Origin of the sequence: Paenirhodobacter sp. (genome assembly GCF_047600745.1) — a bacterium.
In the GTDB taxonomy this organism is placed as follows: Bacteria; Pseudomonadota; Alphaproteobacteria; order Rhodobacterales; family Rhodobacteraceae; genus Rhodobacter.
Genome location: NZ_JASGKI010000003.1, coordinates 218,286 through 241,690 on the forward strand (window position 1 = coordinate 218,286; position 23,405 = coordinate 241,690).

At 63.5% G+C, this 23,405-nt stretch carries 16 protein-coding genes, 2 pseudogenes and 1 riboswitch; of the genes and pseudogenes, 10 read left to right on the forward strand and 8 right to left on the reverse strand.

Annotated features, from left to right (window positions below; translation table 11 throughout):
• Window positions 1-233: 233 nt before the first annotated feature.
• Both istA and QM789_RS07625 read left to right on the forward strand, forming a co-directional pair.
• A pseudogene (gene istA / locus QM789_RS07620) lies at window positions 234-1,751 on the forward strand (IS21 family transposase); the annotation flags it as partial.
• Window positions 1,746-2,309, forward strand: coding sequence for an ATP-binding protein (locus QM789_RS07625; RefSeq protein ID WP_420351500.1), 564 nt, complete (start codon window positions 1,746-1,748; stop codon window positions 2,307-2,309). The pseudogene istA and the gene QM789_RS07625, both read left to right, overlap by 6 nt.
• Window positions 2,310-3,060: 751 nt before the next feature.
• Here the strand turns inward: QM789_RS07625 and QM789_RS07630 are convergent.
• Both QM789_RS07630 and QM789_RS07635 read right to left on the reverse strand, forming a co-directional pair.
• On the reverse strand, window positions 3,061-4,089 hold the full coding sequence (locus QM789_RS07630; RefSeq protein ID WP_420351346.1) for a siderophore-interacting protein: 1,029 nt from the start codon (window positions 4,087-4,089) through the stop codon (window positions 3,061-3,063).
• A 3-nt stretch (window positions 4,090-4,092) separates the two neighbouring features.
• A complete protein-coding gene (locus tag QM789_RS07635) occupies window positions 4,093-6,099 on the reverse strand; it encodes a TonB-dependent receptor domain-containing protein (RefSeq protein ID WP_420351347.1) in 2,007 nt (668 codons plus the stop codon).
• 115 nt (window positions 6,100-6,214) lie between these two features.
• Between QM789_RS07635 and QM789_RS07640 the strand changes: the two genes are divergently transcribed.
• From QM789_RS07640 to QM789_RS07650, 3 genes are all read left to right on the forward strand, one after another.
• Window positions 6,215-7,087, forward strand: a complete 873-nt coding sequence (locus QM789_RS07640) for a heme/hemin ABC transporter substrate-binding protein (protein WP_420351348.1) — start codon at window positions 6,215-6,217, stop codon at window positions 7,085-7,087.
• Between the two features lie 305 nt (window positions 7,088-7,392).
• Entirely contained in the window at window positions 7,393-8,481 is a 1,089-nt protein-coding gene (locus tag QM789_RS07645; RefSeq protein ID WP_420351349.1) for a glycerophosphodiester phosphodiesterase family protein, read from the forward strand.
• 26 nt (window positions 8,482-8,507) lie between these two features.
• Window positions 8,508-9,146 carry a VPLPA-CTERM sorting domain-containing protein gene (locus tag QM789_RS07650; protein ID WP_420351350.1) on the forward strand — a complete coding sequence of 213 codons (639 nt, stop codon included), beginning with the start codon at window positions 8,508-8,510 and terminating at the stop codon, window positions 9,144-9,146.
• Window positions 9,147-9,157: 11 nt separating this feature from the next.
• Here the strand turns inward: QM789_RS07650 and QM789_RS07655 are convergent, their stop codons facing one another.
• Complete coding sequence (locus QM789_RS07655) at window positions 9,158-10,372, reverse strand: hypothetical protein (RefSeq protein WP_420351351.1); 1,215 nt, start codon at window positions 10,370-10,372, stop codon at window positions 9,158-9,160.
• Between the two features lie 118 nt (window positions 10,373-10,490).
• Window positions 10,491-10,664: riboswitch (cobalamin riboswitch) on the forward strand.
• A gap of 41 nt (window positions 10,665-10,705) precedes the next feature.
• Here QM789_RS07655 and bluB point away from each other — a divergent pair.
• Window positions 10,706-11,380, forward strand: coding sequence for a 5,6-dimethylbenzimidazole synthase (gene bluB, locus QM789_RS07660; protein ID WP_420351352.1), 675 nt, complete (start codon window positions 10,706-10,708; stop codon window positions 11,378-11,380).
• A gap of 6 nt (window positions 11,381-11,386) precedes the next feature.
• On the opposite strand, the gene QM789_RS07665 is transcribed toward bluB, so the two are convergent.
• The 3 genes from QM789_RS07665 to QM789_RS07675 form a co-directional block, all read right to left on the reverse strand.
• On the reverse strand, window positions 11,387-13,096 hold the full coding sequence (locus QM789_RS07665) for a sensor histidine kinase (RefSeq protein WP_420351353.1): 1,710 nt from the start codon (window positions 13,094-13,096) through the stop codon (window positions 11,387-11,389).
• 125 nt (window positions 13,097-13,221) lie between these two features.
• A complete protein-coding gene (locus QM789_RS07670) occupies window positions 13,222-14,376 on the reverse strand; it encodes a sigma-54-dependent transcriptional regulator (protein ID WP_420351354.1) in 1,155 nt (384 codons plus the stop codon).
• Window positions 14,373-15,248, reverse strand: a complete 876-nt coding sequence (locus tag QM789_RS07675; protein ID WP_420351355.1) for a LysR family transcriptional regulator — start codon at window positions 15,246-15,248, stop codon at window positions 14,373-14,375. The genes QM789_RS07670 and QM789_RS07675 overlap by 4 nt, the downstream gene beginning before the upstream one ends.
• Window positions 15,249-15,593: 345 nt before the next feature.
• On the opposite strand from QM789_RS07675, the gene fdnG reads away from it, so the two are divergent.
• From fdnG to fdhE, 4 genes are read left to right on the forward strand one after another with little or no spacing between them, the layout of a single operon-like run.
• The gene (fdnG, locus tag QM789_RS07680; protein WP_420351356.1) at window positions 15,594-18,686 is read left to right on the forward strand and encodes a formate dehydrogenase-N subunit alpha; all 3,093 of its coding nucleotides are present in this window, start codon (window positions 15,594-15,596) and stop codon (window positions 18,684-18,686) included.
• Entirely contained in the window at window positions 18,683-19,609 is a 927-nt protein-coding gene (gene fdxH, locus QM789_RS07685; protein WP_420351357.1) for a formate dehydrogenase subunit beta, read from the forward strand. The genes fdnG and fdxH overlap by 4 nt, the downstream gene beginning before the upstream one ends.
• A 10-nt stretch (window positions 19,610-19,619) precedes the next feature.
• A complete protein-coding gene (locus QM789_RS07690) occupies window positions 19,620-20,267 on the forward strand; it encodes a formate dehydrogenase subunit gamma (protein WP_420351358.1) in 648 nt (215 codons plus the stop codon).
• Window positions 20,264-21,091: a formate dehydrogenase accessory protein FdhE gene (gene fdhE / locus QM789_RS07695; protein ID WP_420351359.1), complete on the forward strand. Its 828-nt coding sequence runs from the start codon at window positions 20,264-20,266 to the stop codon at window positions 21,089-21,091. Before QM789_RS07690 ends, fdhE begins: the two co-directional genes overlap by 4 nt.
• A gap of 605 nt (window positions 21,092-21,696) precedes the next feature.
• Here fdhE and QM789_RS07700 read toward each other — a convergent pair.
• Window positions 21,697-22,497, reverse strand: a pseudogene (locus QM789_RS07700) (IS5 family transposase).
• A 62-nt stretch (window positions 22,498-22,559) separates the two neighbouring features.
• Window positions 22,560-23,405, reverse strand: a complete 846-nt coding sequence (locus QM789_RS07705) for an acyltransferase (RefSeq protein ID WP_420351360.1) — start codon at window positions 23,403-23,405, stop codon at window positions 22,560-22,562.

Consider the following 23,405-nt stretch of genomic DNA (forward strand, 5'->3'; position numbering starts at 1 on the left):
GGCAAAGCGCGGATCGACCTTCGGAGCCGCCTTGGTTCGCCGGTAATACACTGTCCGGCACAAAGTTTCGTTAGCGGAACCGCAATGCCCTCGGCGAGAAGGCTTGCGTGTTTCACGCGATGGCTGGCGCGGATTCCACGGGATGCTGGGCGGCCGTTCCATGTGATCGTGGGCGATTCGGTGTGACCGACGGCCAGAAGCCAAGGTGCCCTTCGTTTGAACGAAGGGGCTGAATGCCGACAGGACGGCTGAACATGCGGCGGATACGCGACGTGATGAGATTGAAGCACGCCCATGGGGTGAGCGAACGTCAGGTTGCGGCCTCGCTCGGGCTGAGCAAGACCAGCGACGGGACTTACCTGCGGCGGGCACGCAAGGCTGGCCTGGGTTGGCCATTGCCGGCAGGCCTGGATGACGACCTTGAACTGCTCCTGTTTCCAGCCGCCCCTCTGTGCCGGATCATGAGCGTCCCGTGCCGGATTGGGCCTCTGTCGATCGGAAACTTCGTTGGCCCGGGGTCACGCGGGCCCTGCTTTGGGAAGAATATCGCGCCGTCTATCCCGAGGGCTTTGCCTACACCTGGTTCTGCCCCCATTATGACGCTTGGAAAGGCCGGGTGCGTCCGGCGATGCGGCAGACGCATGTCGGGGGCGATAAGGTTTTCGTCGATTTCGCCGGGGACAGGATCGACGTCATTGATCCGGCAAGCGGCGAGGTGCGGGCGATGAAGCTGTTCGTCACCGCGATGGGCGCGTCGAGTTACACCTATGCCGAGGCTGTTGCCACGGAAGGGCTGGAGGACTGGATCGGCGCTCCCGGATGTTCGTCTTCCTCGGCGGCGTGCCGAAGGGGGTGGTGCCCGACAATCTGAAGGCGGCGGTTCTGAAGACCGACCTTCCGGGCTGAACCGGAGCTATGCCGAGATGGCCGGACATTACGGCCCTGCCATCCTGCTAGCCCGGCCGCGCAAACCCCGCGACAAGGCCAAGATCGCGGTGCAGGTGGCGCAGCACTGGATCGTCGTGTCGCAGACGCGCCTTCGGCATGATGCACGGCTGCGCAACCGGCGCTTCTTCTCGCTGGCCGGGTTGAACGCCGCGATCCGGTGTTGCGCGACGTGCTGAACATGCGGAGTTACGGCGCCAGCCGCGCCGATCTCTTCGCCACGCTGGATCGGCCGCATCTCCAGCCCTTGCCAGCAGAGGCCTATGCCTTTGCACGCTGGAAGCGCGCCCGGGTGGCGACGGACCATCACATCGAGATGGACAGTTCCTGGCATTCCGTGCCCTTCGGCCTGATCCGCGCGGCGATGGATGTCCGGACCTGCGGCGGGATCGTCGGGGTTTTCCACAAGGGCCAGAGGGTTGCGAGCCATCTGCCCGGGGCGGCGCAGCCATGTGACGCTGCCCAATCACATGCCCTCCGCTCACAGGCGCCACGCGGAATGGACCCCGGCCCGGATGCTGGCGCAGGCGGTGCCACCGCCTTTGCGAGGCGCTCATGACGGCCCGCCGCGATCCCGACGAGGGCTTCCGCTGCATGGCGGTCAGGTCATTCGCGGGGGTCGGCCCGCCCATCCGAGCAGGGCTTCCGCGCCTGCATGGGCGTTCTGGCCCTGGCGAGAAGCCATGCGCTTCGATGCCGCCTGCCGGCGCGGGCTGGCCATCCGGGCCCGGTCCGTCACCTTGATCCTGAAGAACGACCTCGACCGCGCCTTCTTCGAGGAGCGCCCCGAAGACCGCCCCCTGCGTCAGGCCGCCAGTGTCGAGGATCTCGACCTGCGCACACCGCGCGGCATCGACCGCGCCGTCATGGCCCATCTGAACGACGGCGGCTGGAGCGACCGCCATAAGAACCTGATGATCACCGGGCAGACCGGCCTCGGGAAAAGCTGGATCGCCTGTGCCCTCGGTCACAAGGCCTGCCGCGATGGCCGCAGCCTGGCTTGTCATCGGGTGCGACGCCTGTTCGAAGCCCTCGTCCTCGCTCGCGGCGACGGTCGCCATGCCCGGATGCTCAAGGCCATCACCCGGATCGACGTCCCCATCCTCGATGACTGGGGGCTTGCCGTCCTCACTCCGTCAGAGCGGCGCGATCCGCTGGAAATCCTTGAGAACCGACACGGCCGCGGGTCCACCATCGTCACCAGCCAGCTCCCGGTCGAGCATTGGCACGAGGCCATCGGCGATCCCACCCTGCCAGATGCCATCCTCGACCGCCTCATCCACAACGCCCACCGCCCCCGGCTCTCGGGTGAAAGCATGCGAAGAAGAGCCGCAAAACCCCTCGACCTCAACCCGCAGACCTGATCCTATCAACCTGCCCCCGACCGCGAAACCGCCGCCCGCAATGCCGTGGAATACACAGGAAGGCCCTGCTGAATACTCTGGATCATTTACCGTCCTGTGCATCCAGCTTTTTTGCGCACGCAACTCCAGCGGGGCCTCGCCATAGGCCTCTTGCAGGTCCTTCCACTGCCTCATGTATTGCTCCGGGATGCCGAGCGGGTCCGCACGCAGGGAATTCTCCATCCCACGCTTCGCATCATCGACCCGGTCCTCGATCTCCGAAAGGGAAAGATCGAAGGATCGGCTGGCTTCGGCCATGGTCGTCTTGTCTTGGATGATCTCGATCACCAGCGCTGTTTCGTGCTTGGCCGGCCGCCCTTGGTGCTGTTGTCCATGCTCATTGCGACCATCGCCCTTGGAGTATGAGCAGAGGGTCACGCGGTCGATACAGTCTGTTCGAAAAGCTGGCGGGCAAAGAGATATGGCCACAGGCGGGATCTGCATGACCGGGCTATCGCCTTGGCCGCCGCGCTGCATGGAGGTCGCCGACGATGCGTCTGGCGCGTTCCGTGGGGGCTGTCCGGGATGGGCGCCTTCTGGCGACAGCTATGGCCCCGATGATGGCGGAACAGGTCTGGCCACGGCAAGGGTGCGTCCCGTCACGCCGCTATGCGGCACGAGACAATCGCAGCGGCCTACATCTCCGGACCGGGGGCACCCCGCGAATAGGGGATCTTGCGGTCGGCGGCGCGACGATGATCCGTCCGGGGCGTTACCCCGCCATCAGCCCCGCGACTCCGCGCCGCCAATAGGCCGCGACCAGCGTCACGTCCCGGCCAAGGCCGCGCGCGCCGCGCCATGCCTCGCGCACCTGCCGGGCGACATCCGATTCCGCCGCGAACCAGCCGAATGTTCCTTCGTCCCAGCCCTGCGCCAGAACGGCCCCCGCCAGTTCCCCCCGCCGCAGCCATTCCAGCCGGATCCGCGTGCGGTTCGCGATCTCCTGCCGCTCCGCCATATCCGCCAGTTCGACGAAGGCCACGCCCTGCGTCGTTTCGGGCAGGGTCTCCAGCAGCCGCGCCACGGCGGGCAGGCCGGTTTCGTCCGCGCCCAGAATATAGCGCCGCGCATCATACCGCAGCGGCCGCCCCAGCGGCCCGATCAGCCCGACCTCCGCCCCCGGTTCCACCGTCAGCGCCCAGGCCGAGCCCGGCCCCTCGGTTCCGTGCAGCAGGATGTCGAGGTCGAGCCACCCCGCCGCCGCATCCATTCGCCGGATCGTATAGACCCGCGGGATCGGCTTGCGCGCCGGATCGGGCCAGTGCGGCAGCCCGTCCGGCCCCGCCACCGGCCAGACCACGCCCGGCCCCGGCAGAAGCAGCCGCACATGCATGTTGCCGAAGGCCGCGAACCGGTCGAGCCCTTCGCCCCGCAACCGCACCCGGTTCATATGCGGCGCGATCCGCGTGACCGTTTCGACCCGCATCAGACGAAAGGCATCGAGCCGCGCATCCCCCGCGCCGTCGCCCGCCCAGACGATTTCCGGCGCATCCTCGCGCGCATAAAGCCGGAACGCCGTCGCCATCAGATCCTTGAGCCGCGCGAGCCCCGCCGGATCGGGCGCGGTGCCGCGCAGCCGCACCCGCGCGCCCTGCGCCTCGATCTCCAGCCAGCCGAAGGCATAGGCCAGGCGCGGGCCCTCCCGCCGGGCCTGAAAACTTTGCAGCCGGTCGAGGATCTGCGGCATATAGGCCGGGTGATGCGGCAAGGTCAGTTCGGCATGGCAGGTCAGGGCGCGCATCGCTCAGCCCCCCAGCCGTTTGGTGAAGCTGATCCGCAGCGTCCGGCCCCGGCCCTGCTCGATGTCGGAAGAGGTCGACCAGCCGGATTGCGGATCGGTATAATCCTTGTCGAACAGGTTCTCGACGCCGAGGTCAACGCGGGTATCCGCGTCCGGCGACCAGCTGGCGAAGAGGTTGACCAGATCGACCTTGGGATAACGCGTGGTGTCGCGCTCGACATCGGCGAAATGCTGATATTCCAGCCCGTAATCCAGCGTTCCGTCCAGTGCGCGCAGCCCGAGCCGCGCCGAAGTCCGATCCAGCGGGGTGTTGGAAAGCGTCGCGCCCGCCTCATGCCCCGAAACCAGCTTCGCGCTGATCGCCGAGGTCGCGAGCGTGACATAGCCCCGACCGAAGTCGTAGCCGCCCTCGACCTCCAGCCCCTTCAGCCGCGCCTTGCCGATGTTTTCGTAGCGGGTGACGGTGCCGGTCTTTACCGTGTCGATGTAATCGTCCACGTCCGACCAGAAATAGGTGACCTTGCCGCGCAGGCTGTCATCCGCGCGGAACAGCCCGTCGCGGCGGATATTGGCGCCGATCTCCCAGCTTTTCGCGACCTCGGGTTTCAGCAGAAGGTTCGGCTCGTAGCCCTCGCCATGCGCGCCGTTTCGGCGGAACACCTCCTGTAGGTGCGGGGCGCGGTAGCCTTCGGACCAGGTGCCGAACAGTTGCACCCCCTCGATCACGCTCGCGCCCAGCGACAGCCGCGGCGAGAGCCGGTGGCCGTCACGCGTGACATCGCGCTCCGGCGCGCCCGGGGCCGCCTTGGACCGGCCATCGAGGCTGTAGCTGTCATGGCGCAGCGAGGCGACCGCCTCCCAGATCCCCCGGTTGCCCTGCCACTGCGCAAAGCCGCCCCAGAGTTCCTGCCGCCCCGCGCCGAAATGATCGGCATCCGAATGGCCCTTGATCACCGCCCAGTCGGCGCCGAAGGTGATGCGGTTCTGCCATCCGCCGGCGCTGAAGCGCGATGTGTTCTGCACCGAGGCGCCATTGGTCGAAACGTCGTAATAGCGCGACGATCCCCGTTTCGCCTCCGGCCAGACCTGATCCTGATCGTTGTCGGTCGCGGCGCGGTAGAGTTTCACCGACAGATCGACCAGATCGTTGCCGGGCCGGTAATCGTAGGACAGTGCGTAGGTATCAGCATTGGTCGTGGTGTCGTAGCGGCTGAGCGTGGGGGAGGTCGAGCCGCTCGACCCGCTGATGATGTCGTCGATATGCTGGCGGCTGGCGCTCAGCTTGATTTCATGCCCCTCCGCCGGGCGCCAGCGCAGCTTGGCGAAGCCCGAGGTGATCCGGTCCCCGGTCCAGCGCACGACATCGCCGTTGCCGTCCTTGTAGGGGTTGGTGTCGTGATACGAAAGCGCGCCGATGACGTCGAAATCCGCGCCGATCCGGGCCGCGCCGGTCGAGGTGGTGGCCCAGCCCTCGCCATTCGTGCCGTAGCGCAGCTTTTGCCGGAAGGCCCAGGTTTCGCGTTCGTGCAGCAGGTCGTCCGCGTCGAGCGTGTCGAACGCCACCACCCCGCCGATGCCGCCCGAACCATAGCTGTTCGAGGCCGGGCCCCGGATCACCGTCACCTGCTTGATCAGATCCGGGTCGATGTAGAACGACCCCGACCCGTGCCCCACGCGCCAGAAATCCTGCCGCGCGCCGTCGAGCGTGACGACCACCCGCCCCATCTGCTGCATCCCCCGGATGTTGACGGCGGTCGAAGCGTCGTCGCCGCTCATCGTCGCGCCCACCCCCGGCACCCGGCGCAGCCCGTCGGCGATGCCGGGAAGCTGCGCGCCCTGAAGCGTGGTCTGGTCGATCGTGCTGACCCCGGCGAGCGCGCTCAGCGCGGTGCTTTCGGTCCGGGTGTCGATGATGGTGATCGTGTCGAGTGTCACCGCATTTTCAGCGAGCACCGGGCCGGAGATCAGAAGCGTCGTGCCGAGCAGCACGGAACGGAGAGAGCGGGACATGACGGAGCGCCTTTGCGAAATGCGGGGAGGGCTGGCCACGGGCTTGCTGCTTGCGCAACCTGTCAAACTCGATAAAAACAGTCAACAGATAGTGGTTCGTTCCGCCGGAGGTGCCATGACCCTCAGCCGCCGCCTGTTCCTGTTCGGCCTCGCCGCCCTGCCGCTGCCCGCCCATGCGCTGAGCGATGCCTTCGGGCAGGCGGTCGTGCCCCGCGATGCGCGCCGGATCCTCAGCCTTGGCGCCGACATTACCGAAATCCTTGCGCGGATCGGCTGCGGCGACCGGATCATCGCGCGGGACCGATCCTCGACCTTCCCGCAGGAGATGCGGGCCCTGCCGTCCGTTGGCCAGCGCCGCGCGCTTTCGCCCGAGGGGATCCTGTCGGTGAACCCGGACCTGATCCTCGCCGCCGACGATATCGGCCCGCCCGAGGTGGTGGCGTTTCTGCGCGGGCAGGGGATCCCCTTCGTCACCGTGCCGCATGCCTATTCGCTGGACGGAATCCTGACCAAGGTCGCGATCCTGGCCGGGACGCTGGGCGTGGAACCGGCGGGGGCGGCGCTTTCCGCCGACATCGCGCGCGACTACACTGCGGCCGAGGCGATCAGCCGCAGCATCCCCGAGGCGGCCCGCAAGCGCGCGGTTTTCCTGCATGGGTTCGCCACCCTGAGTGCGGCGGGGTCGGGCACGGCGGCGGGCGAGATCCTGCGCGCCGCCGGGGCGCGCAACATCTTCGCCGATCATGCGGGATACCTCTCCGCCACGCCCGAACTGATCATCGCGCGCGACCCGGAGGTTGTGGTCGCCATGCCCGACAGCACCGGCGGCCCGCACCCCGAGGAGGTCTTCGCGATGGCCGCCTTTTCCGGCACGACGGCGGCGCGGAACCGGGCGCTGCTGGTGCTGGAGGACAATCTGATGATCGGCTTCGGCCCGCGCACCGCCGGCCAGATCCGCCGCCTCGCACAGGCGCTCTATCCCGGCTGAACGCGGCTGTTGACTGGCGCGGCGATCCCGGCGGCATCGTCACTCCTGGAGAGCGGCATGCTTCGTTTGACCCTTGGCGCATGCGGCGAGCATCCTGTTCATCCGCCACGCCGCAAGCCGCGCGGGGGTATCCGGGCCGGTTTTCCCGCTATCCGGTTCGCGCCCCAGAACCCAGCCCGCGCGCGAAAGCGCCTTCCCGGTGATTGGATCAGGGTTGATGATTTGTTGGCAAGATCTTACCGATTTATCACGGAACATACACAATCCCCCGGTAATCGCTCCTGCAAGCGGAATTGTTCCGCCAAATGACGCAGATCGGGAACGAACTCATGCAGAAATCCATGCTTCTGGGCTCGGTGGCGCTTGCCATGATGGCCGGGGCCATTTCCACCGCCGATGCGGCGGTGTTCAATACGCTGACGGGTGAGGCGCCGATTGTCATCGCGCATCGCGGCGCTTCGGCCTATGTCTCGGAAAATACGCTGGCCAGCACGGAACTGGCGCTCGATATGGCGGCGCCCTATGTCGAGAACGATGTGCAGATGACCCGGGACGGCGTTCTGGTGGTGATGCACGACGGCTCGCTTGAGCGCACCACCAATATCGAGAACCACTTCGAGCGTCGCAACGGTTCCTATAACGTGGCGGATTTCACGCTGGCGGAAATCAAATCCCTCACGGTGGATACGAAGATCAACACGGATCATGATTTCCTGATCTCCGGCGCCAGGGCGTACGAAGTTCCGACCTTTTCCGAACAGCTTGACCTGATCAACGCCTATAATGCGGAGAAGGGCACCAATTACGGCATTCTGGTCGAAGGCAAATACGGCTTCAACGCCGCGACCAACCGCGCCGTGATGGAAACGCTGAAGGAAAAGGGCTTCGACACCGCGGACAAGGCACTGATCCAGTCGTTCGATTTCGGCAATGTCTTCGATTACGCCCTGTTGAAGGACGATCTGGAGATGGACACCGGCATTGCGCAATTGGGCAGCGCGACGTGGAACGGTTACGCCTGGACGGTGAACAACCTGATTTCGCTGCAAAACGTGGCGCAGTATACCGATACGGTCGCGATCAGCTATGGGTCGCTGTCGAAAGCGTTTATCGACGCGGCGCATGATCTGGGCCTGTCGGTTTATGGCTGGACCTTCCGGCCCTCGGATCTCGGCGCGGCGGAATCCATGATGGCCAGTTATCTGACCTGGGGCCTCGACGGGTTCATCACCGATAATCCCGATCTGGTCGATGCGGCGATCGGCGCGGCGAACCGGTTCAGCACGATGGCGCTGCAAGACGCGATGCCCTCCGTTCCGGTTCCGGCCGGTCTGCCGCTGCTATGCACCGGCCTTGCCGGGCTGGCACTCCTGCGTCGCCGCCGCGCGGCCTGATCTTCCCTGTTTTTCCGGAGCCTCAGATGCTGAAACCCATTCTCGCCGCGCTTGCCCTTGGCATGGTTGCGGTGCCCGCCACGGCTGCGACGCAGAACCTCATCGTCAACGGAACCTTTGACGATTTCACCACCGGCTGGATCGGCAATTACCAGATCCGCGACAGTGACCCGAAAATCGACACGGGATCCTATTTCTTCCCGGGGCCCGGCGCCTTTCACATGATCTATCAGAACTATGCACTGACGCATAATGATCTGACCCGCCTGCACGATACCGGCCTGAAATACACCCTTTCGGCGGATCTGTTCGGCTGGCATTCGCAGCGCGATCGCGGCACGCTGTCGGTTTTCTTCCTGAATGACAAGGGCAAGCGGATCACCAGCGATACGCTGATGTCCTCGACGCTTTACGATGGCTGGTGGGATACGGAGATCATCGCGGGCGGCAAATATTTCCAATCGACCTCCGGGCTGGTGCCGGCGGAGACGATGACGCTGCAATTCGTGATCTCCTCGACCCGGATCGGCGGCGGCACGAATAACGACGGCTATATCGACAACGCCGCCTTCACCATGGCCGACGTCCCTGCCGTGCCGCTTCCGGCCGGTCTGCCGCTGATCGCTTCGGGGCTGCTCGCGCTCGGCCTGATCCGCCGCAGGTAAGGCCCGCGGCCTCAGTTGATCATCACCATGGCGAGGAAGGGGCTCGAACTGGTGAACATGCGGGTGAACATATCCATGCTCTCGCCCGTCACCGGGGGCGCCTGCGTCATGTAGCCGGTGACGGCCCAGCCCTGCAACACCCCGTCGAGCGGCAGCGGCCCGGGCGCGTCGAACCACGCCCCGAGGTCGAGGCCGACCGGCGCGCGCCAGAACGGGATGGACTTGCGCCCCTCCAGCAGCGCCTCGGCATCGTCCAGCACCTGCAACCATGCCGCGCCGGTGCCCTGCGGAAACTCCAGCCCGGTGGCCGAGACCTGCCGGTCGTTCGGGATCCATTCGTTGTCGTCATCGGTCTCGGCCCCGACGAGCGTCCAGAACTGCCGGTTGCTCCGGATCGTTTCGCGCCAATGCGCCTTCGCGCGCTGCGTGCGGGCGGGGTCGGGCTGATGGCGCAGCAGGTCGAGGAAGGCGGCGATGGGCTCGAAATAGGGGTCGATGCCATAGAGGTCGGCGAAGGTGGGCGCATCGGGAAGGCGGTGGCTGTCGATCACCTTGCGGGCATCCCAGATCTTTTGCAGGCTGGGCGTCGGATCGAAGGCCAGCAGCAGCTCCGCGCCCCCCGCAACCAGATGGCTGTAGGCCGTCAGCCAGGCCGCGTCGGCATTGTCGAAGCGGATCACCGGCAGATCGGCCATCGGCAGCAGGTTCCCGTCGTCGTCCAGTTCGGGCGTGCGGAAGAAGATCACCCCGTTCAGCAGTTCCCCCGCGCCTTCCCAGGGCGCCCGCTGGCCATCGCCATCCAGATCGAACCACAGATCCGAAAGGGCCAGCGTCACGGCGAAATCCGGCCCCTCGGCCAGGCCGGGAAGCGCCGCCTGCACCCGGGTCATCGCGGCCAGCGTGGCCTCGGTCTGTTCGGCCAGCGCGGCGGGCGGGAAGGGCTTCGCGCTGGTCTGGGAAAGATCGGCCACCATTCCGAACATCATGCCCCATTCCGCGCCGACCTGATTGACGATCCGCCAGCGATAGGCCCCCTCGACCGCCGACAGGAATTCGAGCCCGGCTGTGGCGAAGCGCTCCTCGGGGGTCGGCGCCGGCAGCGCCCGCAGCCGGGTCAGGACCGGCGTGATCCCCCGCGCCCCAATCTCCTGCGACAGGGTGAGATCCTGCGCGGACAGCGGCGCGGCGGCCAGAAGGGAGGTCAGCAGCAGGGCAGGGAAACGCATCGGAATACCGTCTTTCATCACAATCGCGCCGATACTACCGGCGGCGGGCGGGAATGCGAAGGCGGTTTTCGTTGGGGGTCCGATACGGTCGGGCCGGTTGCGCCGATCGCGCGATCCGCTTAATCAGGGGGTGTCCGGTGCCCTGCGGGGGTAATCGGGAACACGGTGCGATGCCGTGACGTGCCCAACGCTGTAAGGTGGACCGGGCGGCAAGGCCACTGGCTCCGGCTGGGAAGGCGCCGCTCCGGGGTGAAGCCAAGTCAGAAGACCGGCCGGACGACATGGGCCCCCTCGCGCGGACGGCGGCGGGGCCGCTGTCAGTGAGGGGACATCATGCCACCCGGATTGAAACCGGCCGGAGCCTTTTCCGCCGAAGAACGTGCCGCCGTTTACCGCGCCATTCACGAACGCCGCGATGTGCGCGGGCAGTTCCTGCCCGATCCGGTGGAGGATGCCGTGCTGGAGCGCATCCTCGCCGCCGCCCATGCCGCGCCTTCGGTGGGCCTGTCGCAGCCGTGGAAATTCATCGTCATCCGCGCCCCGGAGATCCGCGCCGAGATCCGCGCGGCTTTCGAGCGCGCCAATGACGAGGCCCGGCAGATGTTCGAGGGCGAACGGCGCGCGCTGTATTCCGCATTGAAACTCCAGGGGATTTCCGAGGCGCCGCTGAACATCTGCGTCACCTGCACGCGCGGCGGCGGGGTCGTTCTGGGCCGGACGCATGACATGGACACGGATCTGTATTCGGCCGCCTGCGCGGTGCAGAACCTGTGGCTGGCGGCGCGCAGCGAGGGGATCGGCGTCGGCTGGGTCAGCATCTTTCATCAGGCGGATCTGCGGCGGATCCTGCGCATCCCGGATCATGTCGTGCCGGTCGCCTATCTGTGCCTGGGCCATGTGCGGGAGCTGTTCGACGGCCCGGAACTGGAGGCGCGGGGCTGGGGGCGCCGCGCGCCGCTGACAGAGATGGTGTTCCGCGATCAGTGGCCCCCTGAGACCGATGGCTGAGCGGATTCAGGGGGAGGGCAGCCAGATCCGGAAACAGGTGCCCTGACCGATGTCGCTCGTGACCGTCAGCGTGCCGCCCTGCCGGGTCACGAGGTTGAGGCAGATCGGCAGGCCGAGCCCGGTTCCGCCCTCGGTGCCGCGGGTGGTGAAGAAGGCGTCGAACACATGGGGCAGGGTTTCGGCGTCGATCCCCGGCCCGGTGTCGCGCAGCGTGATCAGAACACCCGCCTGCCCGGTGTCCGATGTCTGCTCCGTGGCGGTCAGGCGGATCTCTCCGCCCCCGGGCATGGCCTGCACGGCATTCGCGATCAGGTTGATCAGAACCTGCTGAAATTCATGCAGATTCATCCGGATGCGGGTTTGCGCCGACAGATCCTCGACCAAACGCACATCGCTCCGGGCCAGCATCTGCTGCACCAGGGGCCGCAGCCCGGCGATGGCGTCGGTGACATCGGCGCCGGTGCTTTCGGTGAATTCCTCGGGCCGGGCGAATTGCAGAAGCTGCGTCACCAGACGGCTGATCCGGACGATCTGCTCGTCGATCAGGCGCAGTTCGGTTTCGGCTTCGGGCGCGCGTTCGGCCAGCACCATCCGCACCACTTCCAGATTGCCGGAGATCACGGCAAGGGGGTTGTTGATCTCATGCGCGACGCCGGCGGTGACCTCGCCGATGGTGGCGAGCTTCTCCGACAGGATCAATTGCCGGCTGGTGACCTCCAGCACCTGATTGGCGCGGGTCAGATCGGCGGTGCGGGCCTCCACCCGGGCATTCAGGTCGGCATTCAGGGCGCGCAATTCGCGTTCGCGGGTGTCGAGCCGCGCCAGCAGCCGGTCGAGGTGATCCGAAAGATGGGCGAGTTCGCGCGCCCCGCTGACGGGGCCGGTGCGGGCGCTCATGTCGCCACCCTCGACCCGGCGGATGGTGGCGCCCATCGCCTCCACCGGGCGGAAGATGCCGCGCACCGCCGCGAGCGCGAAGGGGATGAAAATCCCGCCGAGCAGCACGAAGGCCCCGCCGATCATCAGGAAGGTCACCCGCCGCGCCGCCGTATAGGGCGCCTGTGGGATCCCGGCGTAAAGCATGCCGATCCGGTTGCCGGTGCTGTCGGTCAGTGCCTCATAGGCCGAGATATACCAGCCGTTCACCACGAAGGCGGTGTCGTGCCAGGGGCGGCCTTCGCCCAGAACCTGCGCCGTCACCTCCGCCGAGGCACGGGTGCCGGTGGCGCGGGCCGCACCGTCCGGGCGCAGCGTGGTGGCGATCCGGATGTCATCCAGAAACAGCGTGATGATGCCCTGATCCGCCCCGGACGGATAGACCAGATCGCTGATCCGGTCGATGAAATCGTTGTTTCCGTTCAACAGGATGCCGCCCGCCAGCAGCCCCCCGGTTTCCGCCACCGGCACCGAGGCGACCACCACCAGCCCCCGGCCCGACCTAGCCAGACCGGGCGAGAGCCGGGCGAGGGTTTCCGGGGCCAGGACCGCCAGCCCGCCTTGCCCGGGGGGCGGGGCGCCGGGGATCGGCGTCGGGGTCAGGATCAGGAAATCGAACCCGGCGTCGCGCTGTGCCTGCGCCAGCAGCCGGGGCCTGTCGGTGGCATCGCGGAACGCGGCGGAGGCGGCGATGGCTTCGACCCGCCGCAGGGTGGTGCCCGTCATCTGCTCCAGCGAGAAGCCGCCCGATGGCAAGGTCGCTCGCCACCCGCGCGGCAAGGATGCCATCCGTGCGGATCAGCCAGCGCTGCATCGTGATCCCCAGAAGGATCGGCGTCAGCACGAGGATCGGCAAGAGCGCGATGATCAGCAACCGCCCCCGGACCGAGCGCCAGAACCGGAACTCAGCCATGGTCCGGGAACCGGCCAAGGATCAGCGTGCGCTCGATCAGGTTGCGCAATTCGCGCACATTCCCGGGCCAGGGCTGCGCCATCAGGGCGGCGGCGATGTCGGGCGTGATCGCCACCGGCGGCATCCCCAGCCGCTGCGACAGCACCGCCATGAAATGCCGTGCAAGTTCAATCACATCCTCCCCGCAGGCCGCGAGCGGCTGCATCCGCAGGTGGAGAACGTTGATCCGGTGCCAGAGGTCTTCGCGCAGCCGCCCGCTGGCCACCAGCGCCGCCGGATCGGCATTCGTCGCCGAGATCAGCCGCACATCCACCGGCAGTTCGCGTTCAGCCCCGATCGGCCGGATCCGTCGGTCGTCGAGCACGCGCAGCAACCGGGTCTGGATCGACAGCGGCAGTTCGGAGATTTCATCCAGGAACAGCGTGCCGCCCTGCGCATGCAGGAACAGCCCCCGGCGTGCGTCCTCGACCGCGCCGAACAGATCGGCCTCGGCGTTTTCCTCGGACAGGGCGGCGCTGTTGATCGCCACGAAGGCGTTGTCGCGGCGCTCCGACAGGGCATGGATCATCCGCGCGGCAACTTCCTTGCCGCTGCCCGAGGGGCCGGTCAGCAGCACCGAGGAGGAGAGCGGCGCCACCCGGGCGATCACCTCGCGGATTTCCCGAAGCGCGGTGGAGGAGCCGATCAGCCCTTCGGGTTCCGCGCTGCGGCGCAGTTCGTGTTTCAGGATCTGGTTTTCGCTTTGCAGCCGGGCCTGCTCGGCGACGCGCGCCACCGCGCTCAGCAACTGGTTCGAGCGGAAGGGCTTCAGGATCAGGTCGGCGACCCCCGCCTGCATCGCTTCGATGGCGATTTCCAGATCGGCGAAGGCGGAGATCAGGATCACCGGCGGCACGATCCCCCGCGCGCGCTGCGCCACAAGCCAGTCGAGCCCGCGCTGCTGGCCGAGGATATTGTCCAGCACGATCACGTCGAACGGCGCCACCGCGAGCCATTCCGTCGCCTCCGCCACGCTGGCGGCGAGTTCGATCCGGCGGCACTGCGGACCAAGGATGCGGGCCATGAAATTGCGCATCCCCGGTTCGTCATCAACCAGCAGCACCGAAACCCGGCCGATGCCGGCGCCGAATGGGGCTTTGCCTGTCACGTCGGATCCTCCTGCGCCTGTCTGGCATTGCCTTGCGCCGGGGACAAGGCGGCCAGCGCGTCTTCAAACCCGCGCACCATCGGGGTTTGCGGGCTGCGGGGGATCACCATGCCGCCGAGGGTATGGGGCGCGCCGCCGTCGGCGAGGGGGATCAGCCGGATGTCGTCGGTGTCGGAGAGCAGCGCGGCGAAGCTGTCGGGCACGAGGCTGCACCAGGCGCCGCTGCGCAGATGCGCCAGCACCGCATCGAGCCCCGAACACAGGATCGCGGCCTGCACCTTCACGGGCATGTCGGCGATCTGGCACAGGGGCTGCGTCATCGCATCGGCCATGGTCAGCGGCCCGCCCTCGGCAAAGGGATGGTCCGCGCGGCAGGCAAACCGCAGATGGGTGCGCCATAGCGGAGTCATCCCCTTGCCCTGGCCGGGCAGCCAGCCGATCCCGCCGTCGAGCGAGAAATCCTGTAGCCCCGCCTGAATCTCCGCCGCCGTCAGCAGGGTGATCTGCGTCCGGGTCAGCGGGTTGCGGCGCTCGAACCCGGCGCAGAATTCCGGCATCAGGGGCATCGCCGCCGCCGAAACCCCCAGCCGCAGCACCCCGGTGAGCCCGCCGACGCGCCGCCCGTTCAGATCGCTCTTCAGGTTGCGATAATCCGACAGGATCTGACGGCCCCAGACCAGCGCCTTTTCGCCCTCGGCGGTCAGCCCCTGAAACCGCTGGCCGCGCAGGATCAGCGGCGTGCCGAGGTCTTCCTCCAGCTTGCGGATCGCCAGCGACAACGCGGGCTGGCTGACACCGCACAGGTCGGCGGCGCGTCCGAAATGGCCCTCTTCGGCGAGAGTGACGAAGAATTCGAGGTGGCGGATCAGCATGGGCATGGTCCTCGCACGGTGCCGGGCCATGGACAAGGTGCGTTTCGTTATGTATATGTGGATATATCGAAGACGGATGCCTTCACGATGTCACGATATGCTGTGCATATTGCATAGTAAGCAACGCATATCATGAAAATATATGCGTTTCGCATCAGGCTCTTGCCAAGTCCATGAAAACGAAACAGTTCTTTCTGCGGCGAAATGCTGCACCCCGTCGTGCAGATGCGTCCTGCGCCCCGTGCCTTCCGTCTTGCTTTTCATCCGGTCGGGCCGCTACTGCTCCGGTTCAGCATTCGGTGTGCAATGGCACACAGCCAATCAGCAAGGGCAGGAGCGGTTGCCATGTATGGTACCAAACTCAACCTCGGACGACGCGGTTTTCTGAAAATCCTCGGGGCGGGCGCGGTGGCGCTGTCGGCGCAGGCCGTGGGGCTTTCGACGGCAGAGGCGCAGGTCTCGGCGGCGGTGCGTCCGTTCAAACTGCTCCGTGCGAAGGAGACGCGCAACAACTGTACCTATTGCTCGGTCGGATGCGGCATCCTGATGTATTCGCTGGGGGATGGGGCGCGGAACGCCAAGCCCCGGATTTTCCACATCGAGGGCGACCCGGATCATCCGGTCAGCCGCGGTTCGCTTTGCCCCAAGGGGGCGGGGCTGCTGGACATGATCCATTCGCACAACCGGCTGACGCATCCGGAATACCGCGCGCCGGGATCGAAGGAATGGGTGAAGATTTCGTGGGATGAGGCAACAAAGCGCATTGCCCGCCTGCTGAAAGACGACCGCGACGCGAATTTCATCGCCCGCGATGAACAGGGGCGGTTGGTGAACCGCTGGCTATCCTCGGGGATGCTGGCGTCTTCGGCGGCGTCGAATGAAACCGGGGTGCTGGATTACAAATTTGCCCGGGCGCTCGGGATGCTGGGAATCGACTGTCAGGCGCGGCTGTGCCATGCGCCGACGGTTTCGGCGCTGGCCCCGTCTTTTGGCCGTGGCGCGATGACGAACCATTGGGTCGACATCAAGAACGCCAATGTCGTCATGATCATGGGCGGCAATCCGGCGGAGGCGCATCCGGTCGGTTTCAAATGGGTGATCGAGGCGAAGATCCACAACAAGGCCAAGGTGATCGTGGTGGATCCGCGTTTCAACCGGACGGCAAGCGTGGCGGATATTTTTTCGCCGATCCGCGCCGGTTCGGATGCCGCCTTTCTGATGGGGGTGGTGCGTTATCTGCTGGATACGAACCAGATCCAGCATGATTATGTACGCGATTACACCAATGCCGCGCTGATCGTGCGCGAGGATTTCAATTTCGACGCCGGGGTGTTTTCCGGTTTCAACGCGGAAACCAACAGCTACGATAAAAGCTCCTGGACCTACGAGCGCGATGTCGATGGTCTTGCGCTGCGCGACGAAACGATGACGCATCCGCGTTCGGTGCTTCAGTTGCTGAAGAAGCATGTCGATCGCTATACACCGGAGATGGTCGAGGAAATCACCGGCGTCAAAAAGGCCGATTTTCTGCGAATTGCGGAAGTGATCGGGTCGTGTTCGGCACGAAACAAGACGCTGACCTGGCTTTATGCGCTTGGCTGGACGCACCATACCGGCGGTGCGCAGATCATTCGTGGCGCGGCGATGATTCAGCTGTTGCTGGGGAATATCGGGATGGCCGGGGGTGGCGTGAATGCGCTGCGCGGTCACTCGAATATCCAGGGCTATACCGACCTCGGCCTGCTGTCCCTGCGCGTTCCGGGCTACATGAACCTACCCTCGGACAAGCAGCAGACGCTGGCGCAATATCTTGCGGAAACCACGCCGAAGGATGTTCTGCCCGGGCAGGTCAATTATTGGAAGAATACGCCAAAGTTCTTCATTTCCTATCTGAAGAACCAATATGGCAAGCACGCGACGAAGGAGAATGACTTCGCCTTTGATCTTCTGCCGAAATGGGATCGCAGCTATGACATGCTGGCCTATTTCGACATGATGTATGACGGCAAGGTGAACGGCTATATCGCGCAGGGGTTCAACCCGCTGGCCGCGATGCCGGACAAGAACAAGACGTCGAAGGCACTGTCGAAGTTGAAGTTCCTGGTGATCATTGATCCGCTTGTGACTGAGACTTCGAATTTCTGGCGCAATGAGGGCCGGTTCAATGATGTCCCCACCGAGGAGATCATGACCGAGGTCTTCCGTCTGCCCTCGAACTGTTTCGCCGAGGAAGATGGAGCGATCGTCAATTCGGGTCGCTGGCTGCAATGGCACTTTGCCGGGCAGCAACCTCCGGGTGAGGCGCGACATGATCCGGCGATCCTGGGTGGGATCATGATGGAATTGCGCCGGCTTTACGAGGCCGAGGGTGGCGCATGTCCTGAACAGGTTCTGCATATGACCTGGGATCACGAAACCTATCACGACCCCTATTTCCCGCATCCCGAGGAAATGGCGAAAGAGGCGAACGGCTACGCACTAGAGGACGTATTCGACGAGAACGGCGTTCAGATCCTGCGCAAGGGTCAGCTTCTCGACAGTTTCGCGCAATTACGCGACGATGGCACCACGCAGAGCTTCTGCTGGGTTTTTTCCGGATCCTGGACGGAAAAGGGTAACCAGATGGCCAATCGGGACAATACCGATACTGGCCTTGGAAATACGCCGGGCTGGGCATGGGCTTGGCCCGCCAACCGGCGGCTACTCTATAACCGAGCGTCGATGGACATTGACGGAAACCCTTGGGATCCAGATCGTCAGATCCTGCACTGGAATGGTGAGAAATGGGTGGGGTCCGATATTCCGGATTTCCCCGCGACGATCCCACCCGGTGCTCCCGCCGCGCCGTTCATCATGTTGCCTGAGGGAGTGGGGCGGCTCTTCTCGGAAAAGGGTATGAATGACGGCCCGTTCCCGGAGCATTACGAGCCGGTGGAAAGCCCAATTGCGAAGAACCCGCTGCATGAAACGGTAACCCATAATCCAACAGCGCGCATTTTCCAGAATGACCGCGAACGTATGGGGAATCGGACACATTATCCTTATGTAGCGACGACTTACTCGGTGACGGAACTGTTTCGCCACTGGACCAAGCATAGCCGTCTGAATGCCCAGTTGCAGCCAGAGCAGTTCATTGAAATCGGTGAGAAACTCGCGGGCGACAAGGGTATCCGCCATGGCGACACGGTGAAGGTTTCCACGAAGCGTGGATATATTACCGCGAAGGCAGTGGTGACGAAACGAATGCGCACGTTGGTTGTGGCCGGTCAGGAAGTCGATCAGATCGGAATTCCCTGTCACTGGGGTTTCGAAGGGGAAACGAAGAAGGGGTATCTTGCCAATACACTTTCACCGGGTGTGGGGGACGCAAATTCGCAAACGCCTGAATTCAAAGCATTTCTTGTGAATGTCGAAAAGGTGGAAGGAGAACTGGCATGAATTCGCAAAATATCCTGCGCCGTTCGGCCACTTCCGGTCTGACCCCTGCTCCTGATGTGCGAAATCATCAGATGGAAGTTGCCAAGCTGATTGATGTGTCTATCTGCATTGGATGCAAGGCCTGTCAGGTTGCCTGCAATGAATGGAACGATCTGCGTGGCCCGGTAGAAGAAAACGTTGGGGTATACGATAATCCATCGGATCTGCATCCGGACAGTTGGACGGTGATGCGCTTTACCGAACACATCGACGAGAATGACAAGTTCGAATGGTTGATCCGCAAGGATGGTTGCATGCATTGCGAGGATCCAGGATGTCTGAAAGCGTGTCCGGTTCCCGGTGCCATCGTGCAATATGCCAATGGCGTGGTGGATTTCCAAAGCGATCTTTGCGTCGGTTGTGGTTATTGCGTCGCGGGCTGTCCTTTCAATGTTCCCAGGATTTCAAAGAAAGATAACAAGGCCTATAAATGCACGCTCTGTTCCGACCGGCTTGCGGTTGGTCAAGCGCCTGCCTGCGCGAAAACTTGTCCGACGGGTGCGATTGCCTTTGGATCCAAGGAGGAGATGAAGGATCTCGCCGCGACCCGTGTGGCGGAACTGAACGAACGCGGCTATGAAAATGCCGGTCTTTATGATCCTGAAGGTGTGGGCGGCACCCATGTGATGTATGTCCTGCAACATGCGGATGATCCGGAGCGTTATGCGGGTCTGCCGAAGGATCCGAAGATTTCGGGTATCGTCGAAGGCTGGAAGGATGTGCTTAAACCTGTCGCTGCGGTGGCGGGGACCGTAGCCGTGGGCGCGATGGCCGCGCATTTTATCGGCGTTGGTCCGAATAACACCGATGACAGCGATCATCCGGAAGACGGTACCGGAAACCGGGAAAATGTCAAAACATTCCCGCGTCACGCGGCAGAGTAAGGGGTGGGATATGTCCAGAAAAAATGATCAAATCCTGCGCACGAAATTTCCTGAACGGTTGTGTCATTGGACGATCGTGCTGTCTTTCTTTCTCGCGGCGACCTCCGGTTTGTCGTGGTTTTTCCCGACATTTTCGTGGTTGTCGTCGTTTCTTGGCACACCACAGATGGCGCGGATTCTGCATCCCTTCCTCGGCATCGCGGTATTCACCGGCCTGTGCTACATGTTCGTGCGATTCGTGAAATATAATCTGCCCGCAAAAACCGACGCGATCTGGTTTCGTAATGTGAGTAAGGTAATTCTGGCGGATCATAGCCAGAAGCTGCGGATCGGGAAATACAATGCCGGACAAAAGGTTCTGTTCTGGCTGATAATGACTTCCATCGTCCTGTTGCTGATCTCGGGCCTCATTATGTGGCGAGCCTATTTCGCGGAATATTTCCCGATCTGGGTCCTGCGTTGGGCAATTCTGGCACATTCGGCGGCAGGAATTGGCCTGATTCTGCTGATCATGGGGCATATCTACTTGGCAATCTGGGTGCGGGGCTCGATCACCGGAATGGTGACCGGATATGTATCCAAAGCCTGGGTGCGTCAGCACCATGACCGCTGGTCCGAAGAACTCAATGCCAAGGCCGCACATGGGAGAAAACGGTGAGCCTTCATCCGATCCCCGAAGCGCGCCATTTCGATCCGATTCTGCGCCCAGAATTGCGGTCGCTTTATACCGTTCGCGAAGCCCGGCTGCGCCAGTTGGCTGTAGGGCACGACCTGTCGGCTTTCTTATCGCTCGCGGCAGATATTACCGCCGCACAGCGGGCAGCACTTGCGCCTGTATCTGTGCAGGGACTCCCGGCCGAGATTGTTGCCTCCGGGGCATGGTGCGCGGGTCTGGATACCATGCTCCAGCATCTCGATCCGATCGCTGCCATTTCTCCGTATCTCGATCGTCTCGTGCAAATGAATCGGGAAAACCGGATCCGATCCGGGACGGCGCTCATTGAGGGTCGGTTCGATGCGGTGGATCCGGCCCTTGCGCCATTTCTTTGGGCCGCGGTTTCTTTGGCGGTGGCGCAATCGGTTCGGGGCACCGATTTTCCGCCGAAAAGCGATGAGGAAACCGCTTGGTGCCCCATTTGCGGTGGCCATCCTGTCGCGAGTTACATTCATTCTGGTGACCGCCAGGGGCTGCGCTATCTGCATTGCGCGCTTTGCGAATGCGAATGGCATATGGTGCGGGCAAAATGTTCCTGCTGCGGTGAATCCGGCCAATTGGATTACCTCAGTTTCGACACCGCCGAAGCCGTGGTCCGCGCCGAAGCCTGCAATGACTGTGGTGGCTATCTCAAGGTGATCAGTGCCGAGCGTGATCCGGAGGCGGAGGTGGTGGCGGATGATCTGGCGACCTTGCTTCTGGACGATGCCGCCGTGGCGGAAGGTTTCGGTCGTACAGGGTTCAATCCCTTCGCTTTGCCGGGGTAAACGCGAAACTGTCTATCTTTGCCCATGATGCCCAAAACCTATGTTCAACGATAAGAAGGCCGTTGGGTCGACGGGGAATAGTCGCAGTCCGACACAAAAACAGTCGTATGCCCGAGGTTTGGCGCGGCATTTCTGCCCGCGCTTAGCATTATGGCGATAAATGCCGCGACCCGATGAGATAGACCGGTGGCCGTGAAGCGAGCCGCCGGATACCCCGAACCGGCAATGGGGCATGATCATGAAACATAGTATCATAAGAGACCGGAAGTTCTCAGGGCTTTCCGCATGTCCAGTATCGGCAAGCGCTATCCGGGCACCGAAGTCCCTTTGGCATGGAGCAGCGACCGGATGGCGGTTACGTTCCGGTGGGAGAAATGTGGGAGACATATCCGCCAAGAATAGATTCAAGGCGTGGACCAAAGCCGATCTTCTCGCGATCACGATCAAGGGGCAGGTTGCCGCCATCACGGAAGTGGGCGGAGACCGAAGGCGTGAACTGTTTTGCGCAGGCCGCGACCGGGAATACCCTACTATGAGCGCGGTGAATCGTAAACGTTGGCCCGGTTCGCGTCGTGAGCGTCTTTAGGGTCCAGCCCCATTGAGTTTCACAGCCAGAACAAGACGGTTGCGGCTAGCATGATCGCAGAGAAGAAGGTTTCCGGGCAGCGGTCGTATCGGGTTGCGACACGGCGCCAGTCCTTCAGACGGCCGAACATGATCTCGATGCGATTGCGCCGTTTGTAGCGCCTCTTGTCGTATTTCACCGCCTTCTTGCGAGACTTCCGTCCCGGGATGCAGACCTTTATCCCCTTGTCTTTCAACGCCTCTCTGAACCAATCGGCGTCATAGCCCCTGTCGGCCAGCAGCCAACCCGCTTTCGGCAGGGTAACCAACAGCGCCGCCGCGCCGGTGTAATCGCTGACCTGGCCGGCCGACATGAAGAACCCGATCGGGCGCCCCTTGGCATCGGCGACGGCGTGCAGCTTGGTGTTCATGTCGCCTTTGGTGCGCCCGATCTGGCGCCCGCGCCCCCCTTTTTCACGCACAGGCTCGACGCCGTGCGATGTGCCTTGAGATAGGTCGCGTCGATCATGATCGTCTTGTGTTCGGCACTCTCGGCGGCCAAGCCGACCATGATCCGGGCGAAGACCCCGTTGTCGCTCCAGCGCTTCCAACGGTTGTAGAGCCTTTCGGGAGCTTACGCGGCCCCACTGGGGCCACGGTTTCCCTCAAGTCGCCGGGCCGTATTCCTTCGGCGCGTCACACCACCGCAAGCCATTGCGATTGAAGAAGATTCTCCCGCTCAGCATACGCTGGTCATCCACGCGCGGCTTGCCATGGCTCTTGGGAAAGAAGGGCCGTAGCCGCTTCATCTGCGCCTCGCTCAGCCAGAAAAGATTGCTCATCGATCAGCTCTCCTTGCGGAGCCTGAATCACCCCAAAGGCCTGAAATCAATGGGTCTGGAGCCTACAGGCTCAATCTGGACCGCAACCGCAACATTTCCCGGCGATCAAACTCTGATATGAAATCCTGCTTGTGCGTCCAGGATACCCCCTGCCTTATGACCTTCGCTGGCGCTCCGCCAACCGCGCAGGCCGGCGGAACGTCTTTGGATACCACGGCGCCGGTTGCGACAATGGAGCCCTCGCCGATCGTGACGTTCTTTGAAACCGTCGCGCTGCGGCCAAGCCAGACCCGCTTTTGCAGGGTAATGTGATGCGATCCGCTGTTGATGATTTCCATCGAACTGAGATCGACAATGCCGTGGCTGTCCGTCCCTTGCAGCAATATGCCGTCCGACCACAAACCGCAGGCGCCGATCTTTACCGTCGTGTCATTCGCCGCGATGCGGGCGCCGCCAATAAATACCGCCTCTCCAATGGCGATCCTTCCATTCTTTCTGGACATGCGCGCATATAGGTTCATTCGGCGATTTGAAAATGAAGCGCTGCTGTGGCCTTCGCCCAGAACCGACCAGACAAGTTTGGTGCCCGTGGCCGGAACCTTGAAGAAGATAAAGCAACAGCCGCTTATATCGCCCTTCACATCAAAGGTGATCATCGACTTCAGCTTCAGATGGCCACCAGCGGGAAAGATCACCCTGCAATTGGAAATCGAGAATTTTCCAGCGTTGACGACCTTGAATTTGGAGATATCCAATTCCCGGAACACCCCGTCCGGAGGACGGGTCCCGTCCATCAGAAGATGGTCCAGATCGCCTTGATTGATCCATGGGGTGAATTCATGGATGACCTCGTGAAATGTCCTGTCAATATATTTGGTGTTTGATGTTTGGTGTTTGGTCTCGCCCAT